Source organism: Pseudarthrobacter oxydans, from assembly GCF_013314975.1.
Lineage (GTDB): Bacteria > Actinomycetota > Actinomycetes > Actinomycetales > Micrococcaceae > Arthrobacter > Arthrobacter oxydans.
In genome coordinates this window covers 1-4,734 of the sequence record NZ_JABTYH010000068.1, presented here as the reverse complement: position 1 = coordinate 4,734, position 4,734 = coordinate 1, and the positions used below count along the sequence as shown (strand labels likewise).

2 protein-coding genes are annotated in these 4,734 nt (G+C 66.1%); both read right to left on the bottom strand.

The annotated features are described in order from the left end of the window. Positions 1-318 precede the first annotated feature (318 nt). The gene (locus HTS88_RS21830) at positions 319-3,360 is read right to left on the bottom strand and encodes a glycoside hydrolase family 2 TIM barrel-domain containing protein (RefSeq protein ID WP_174182268.1); all 3,042 of its coding nucleotides are present in this window, start codon (positions 3,358-3,360) and stop codon (positions 319-321) included. 90 nt (positions 3,361-3,450) lie between these two features. Continuing rightward, positions 3,451-4,458: a substrate-binding domain-containing protein gene (locus HTS88_RS21825; RefSeq protein WP_174182266.1), complete on the bottom strand. Its 1,008-nt coding sequence runs from the start codon at positions 4,456-4,458 to the stop codon at positions 3,451-3,453. Between the last annotated feature and the right edge of the window lie 276 nt (positions 4,459-4,734).

Genomic DNA, 4,734 nt, shown 5'->3' with positions numbered 1-4,734 from the left:
CGGTTTCGAGGAGCTTTGCAAATCGGCATTTTCGCGATTCACGCTGCTCTCAACCGGCCCCACCCGCATCCGGCGCGCCAGCAGGCGAACCATTTTCAGGCTGTTTGTAAGGGAGTTTGGCCGCTATTTTTCCGCTTCAGCGGCGGCGACTCAGAAAACAATACACGTCCCCAAGCCGGTCCGCAAATCCGGCGGCAGGAGAGCAGCATGCCCCCAAAAACCTCGCAATGTAGGGGTTTTTGGGGGCACACGGCGTATCCTGGCCGGCCTACGCGCCATCACTTCGCGGTATGGACTGGCTCACATGTTGTGCGCTCCTCAGCTGCGCACTTTCAGGGTCAGCGAAAAGTCGGCGTCCCGCGGCGTGAGGCGGTATTGCTCCAGCACACCGGGGCCGCAGGCGGCCGTCCCCACCCCCCGCAGCGCGTGGTCCACGTACAGGTAGGTACGGTCGTCGGCCTTCAGGTCCGGGCGGTGGGCCGCTGCGTCCAACACATCCTGGCTGTAGGGCCTCACTGTCAGGGCAAAGGGATCACCGCAGATCTCAAGCGTCCGGCCGCCAAGGTGCAGTGCAGCGGCCCGTGAGCCTGACCGGGCACCGCATTCCTGCGGCCGCACGTACTCCACATCCATTTCCGCCAGGGGCAGGGAAAACCAGCCTGCCCGCGTCCCCTGCCCGGTGTCCGGGTAGCTCTGGTGGGGGCCCTGGCCGAACCAGCTCACCGAATCCGTCTCCTCACACAGGACAAATTCCAGCCCTATCCGCGCCCATTCGACCTCAAAGCCGCGGTTGACCCATGTGCCATCACGCCGCACCTGGGTCCGGAGCCCCACTGTTTCCCCGTCGCTGCTCCAGGTGTAGTCCACAAGCACGCCGTACTGTTTGTCGGCTGCGCTCACGCGCGTGCGGACAGTCAGGCATTCTCCTCCGTCCTGCCCGGGGCCCGCCGAGATGCCCAGCAGCCGGGTGTGGAGCCGGTCGAGTCCGGCATCCTTCCACTGAGTGGCCAGCGGCCGCTCGTCGGCGCCGCCCCATTCCCGGCCAAGATCGTTATCGGTAGGAGCCCACCACAGGGTCAGTCCCAGCTTCTCCACCGGGACACCGCCAATCGAGGTAGGCATGCCGGTGGCTCTGCTGAAGACAACCGGCCCGAGCGTGAGTTCACTGTCCTGCACCTGGACGGGTTCAACAGGCGCCGGCGAAACGGGAGCGGCCGGCTCCCGAACCGCCTGCCCCCACGCCACCTCGTGTCCCGCATCCGCCCAGGCCGAATCAGCGCCGAGGACCGCACGAACGGTGAGCACTGCGGGCCTGCCGTCGGACAGCCCTGCGGCGAAAGCCGCGACGCTGCCAGGCAGCTCCACAACTGTTTCGGACTGAGGCGCAACGGGCGCAACGGGCGCAACGTCCACCGTCCCGCCGTCGAGCGCGCCGCCGTCGGCCTCCACTTCGTAGCGGAAGCTGAACGCGGAGGTGTCCGCGAAGTCCTGGCCGTTGCGGAGGGTGAAGCCGGTCCAGTCGCGGGCGACGTCGATGCGTAGCGGCTCTATCACCTTCTTGAAGTCCAGCAGCCCGGGCCGGGGCCTGCGGTCAGCATCAACAAGCCCGTCGGTGACAAAGTTGCCGTCGTGAACTTCCTCACCGAAGTCGCCGCCGTAGCCGTAATGTTCAAGACCAGCTGTGGTCGGGACAGTGATGCCATGCTCCAGCCACTCCCACACGAAGCCTCCCATCAGGCGCGGGTACTTCTCAAAAAGATCCTGGTACTCGCTCATTCCACCAGGGCCGTTACCCATGGCATGGACATATTCGCAGAGGACAAAGGGCATGGCCCGGCGCCGGGCGTCCAAGGCGGGGTCGTCCAGGGCAGGCTCGATTCCCTGCCCGATAAGGGCCGTCTCGGCATGGCTTGCGTACATCCGCGAGTAGACGTCAACGTGAGCCGAGGACCAGTCTCCTTCGTAGTGGACAGGGCGGGACGGATCCCGGTCCTTGGTCCACCGCGACATGGCCGCGAGGTTCCTTCCCGTGCCGGCCTCGTTGCCAAGCGACCACATAATCACCGCCGGATGGTTCTTGTCGCGCTCAACCGTGCGTCGCATGCGGTCTACAAGTGCCGCTTCCCACTGGGGGTCATCACTGGGGTTCTGGGCCCAGCCGGCGCTCTCAAAGCCGTGCGTTTCCAGGTCGCATTCGAGCACAACGTAGAAGCCAAGCTGGTCAGCCAAGGCGAGGAACTCCGGATGGGGCGGGTAGTGCGACGTCCGGATTGCGTTGATGTTGTGCTGCTTCATGAGCCGCAGCTCCGCCTCCACCACATCGCGGGGAACCACCCGGCCAAGGCGTGGATGGTGCTCGTGGCGGTTGACGCCGCGCAGCAGGATCCGCCGCCCGTTGACCTTGAACTGCGCGTCCTCGATGGCGATGCTGCGGAAGCCGATCTGCAGTGCCACGGACTCACCGGCGGCGCTGACGGCCGCCTCGTAGAGGCGCGGCACCTCCGCGGACCAGGGTTCGACGGCGGGGACGCGCACCTCGGTGCCGGCGGGCAGGTCAAGGCCCAGTTCCGGAACGCGGACGACGGCGTCAGTCGCCTGTCCGCCCCGGGTCACCTCCACCTTGAGGATGCCTTCGCCTGTGATGTGGTCGTAGCCGGAGTGGACGAAGACATCGTCAATGCCGGCATCGGGCCTGGCCTGCAATGTGACGTCCCGGAAAATGCCGGGGAGCCACCACATGTCCTGGTCCTCGACGTAGCTGGCGGCCGAGAACTGGGCGACGCGGACAGCCAGGGTGTTTTGCCCCTGCACCAGGATCCCTGAAACGTCGAATTCGTGGGCGAGCCTGCTTCCACGGGTGGTTCCGAGTTCCACTCCGTTCAGCCAGACTGTTCCGGCGGACTCGATGCCGTCGAACCGCAGCAGGGCCTGCGGAAAGAACTCGGGTCCGGCCTCAAACACCACCAGGTGGTCGCCAATGGGGTTGGCCTCCGGAACGTGCGGCGGTTCCACCGCAAAGGGGAACTGGACGTTCGTGTAGGCCGGTGAGCCATGTCCGTGCATGGGCCAACTGGACGGCACCGGCAGGTTCTCGAACCCGTTCAGCGCCGCACCCAGCTGCCAGCCATCATCGGGCGCTGCCCGAATTCCGGGGCTGAGCCGGAACTGCCACTCGCCGTTCAGCGACAGCCGAGGGGCGTCGCTGTGCAGGTAAGCGCGCGCAGGCAGCGCGCCCCGGCCCGGCTCAAGGGATTCGAGATCCTGGATATCCGCGGCGCCAAGCTCCAGGCTCCGGCCGGCTGGGCCGGGAGCGGTGTGCGGGCTGCTGCCCGCCGGCGCGGACGGTGTTTCGACAGACATGGGCTTCCTTGCTTCGGGGAGTCTGGTACTTACGTGAACGTTCACGTGCTGCATGCAAGCCTAGCTTCTATTCCGTGGTTTGAGTAGGGGTCAGGCCGACTGGCGAAGCACGAGCTGGTGCTTGAGGACCAGCTCGCTGTCCGGGCTTCCAGCCTGGAGCCTGCCGGAGATCAGATTGTCCACGAGGTCGACGGCGGCCCGTCCTACCGCCCGCAGGTCAAGTGAGAGAGTGGTCAGCTCCGGCGTCACCAGCTCCCCAAGAGGGATGCCGTCCATACCGATCACGGCGCAATCCTCCGGAACCCTGCGGCCGGCGTCGTGCAAGGCCTTAAGTGCCCCTGCCGCCATGAGGTCGTTGAACACAAGGAGCCCGTCAATCCTGCCGTCGTGCTCGAGCATGGACCGGACGGCTTCCCGGGCTGCGGAGGCGGAGTCGGCTGACCGGCGGAGCGTCAGCTCGAGGCCGGCATCTGCGGCCGCTGCGGCGACAGCCAACCCGCGGGTGGTGGCAGGCCCCTCCAAGTCCGCATCCAGGTAGGCGATGCGCCGGTGCCGTACGGACTTCAGCCGTTCCAGGGCCAGTTGTGCCGCATACGCGTAGTCGAAGGAAATGAGGCCGGCAGCCTGCCCTGACGGAAAATCGAGGACAACCACTGGCCGGCGGCCCATCATGGACTGGGCCTCGGTTGAGCTGGCGCCCAGATAGCCCACGAGCGCGTCAACCTGCGGACCCAGCCGGGCAACGGCGTCCAGCCCGCTTCCGCTCCCATGGCCAAAATCGTCAACCACCACGTTCCAGCCCCGCTGCGTGGCCTCTTCAACCACGCTGGAGGCAAAGGCCGGAAAGTAGGGGTTGGTCAGATCAGGAATCGCGAGTCCCAGCGATGTCCGGGCGCCCTGGACCAGGCCTTTGGCGAACCGGCTGGGCGAATACCCAAGTTCTGCCGCCAACTGCTGGACGCGCTCACGCGTGGACGCACTGATTCCGGGCATGTCGTTCATGGCACGGGTAACGGTTTGCCGGGAAACCCCCGCCGCGGCCGCCACGTCCAGGATGGTCGCTCGGCGAACCTGGGGGCTGCTTGAACTCGAGGTCACGGCTACAAGTCTAGGCTGATGCCGACGCAGGACGCCCTGGACCTGCTTCCAGGCCTCCCCTGGGATGCTCTCTCACTTGATGCGGGGTTTCCCGGGATGCTCTCTCACTTGATGTGGGGTTTCCCGGGATGCTCTCTCACTTGATGTGGGGTGTGCCGGGGGCCTGTTTGGGGGGCCGCCTTGGTGGTGGCTGTGAGCGGTGCCGGGCCGGTTTTTGTGTGGTGGGTGGTTAAATGTGGGAGGCCCCAACCGTGGTGGTTGGGGCCTCGACCCTTT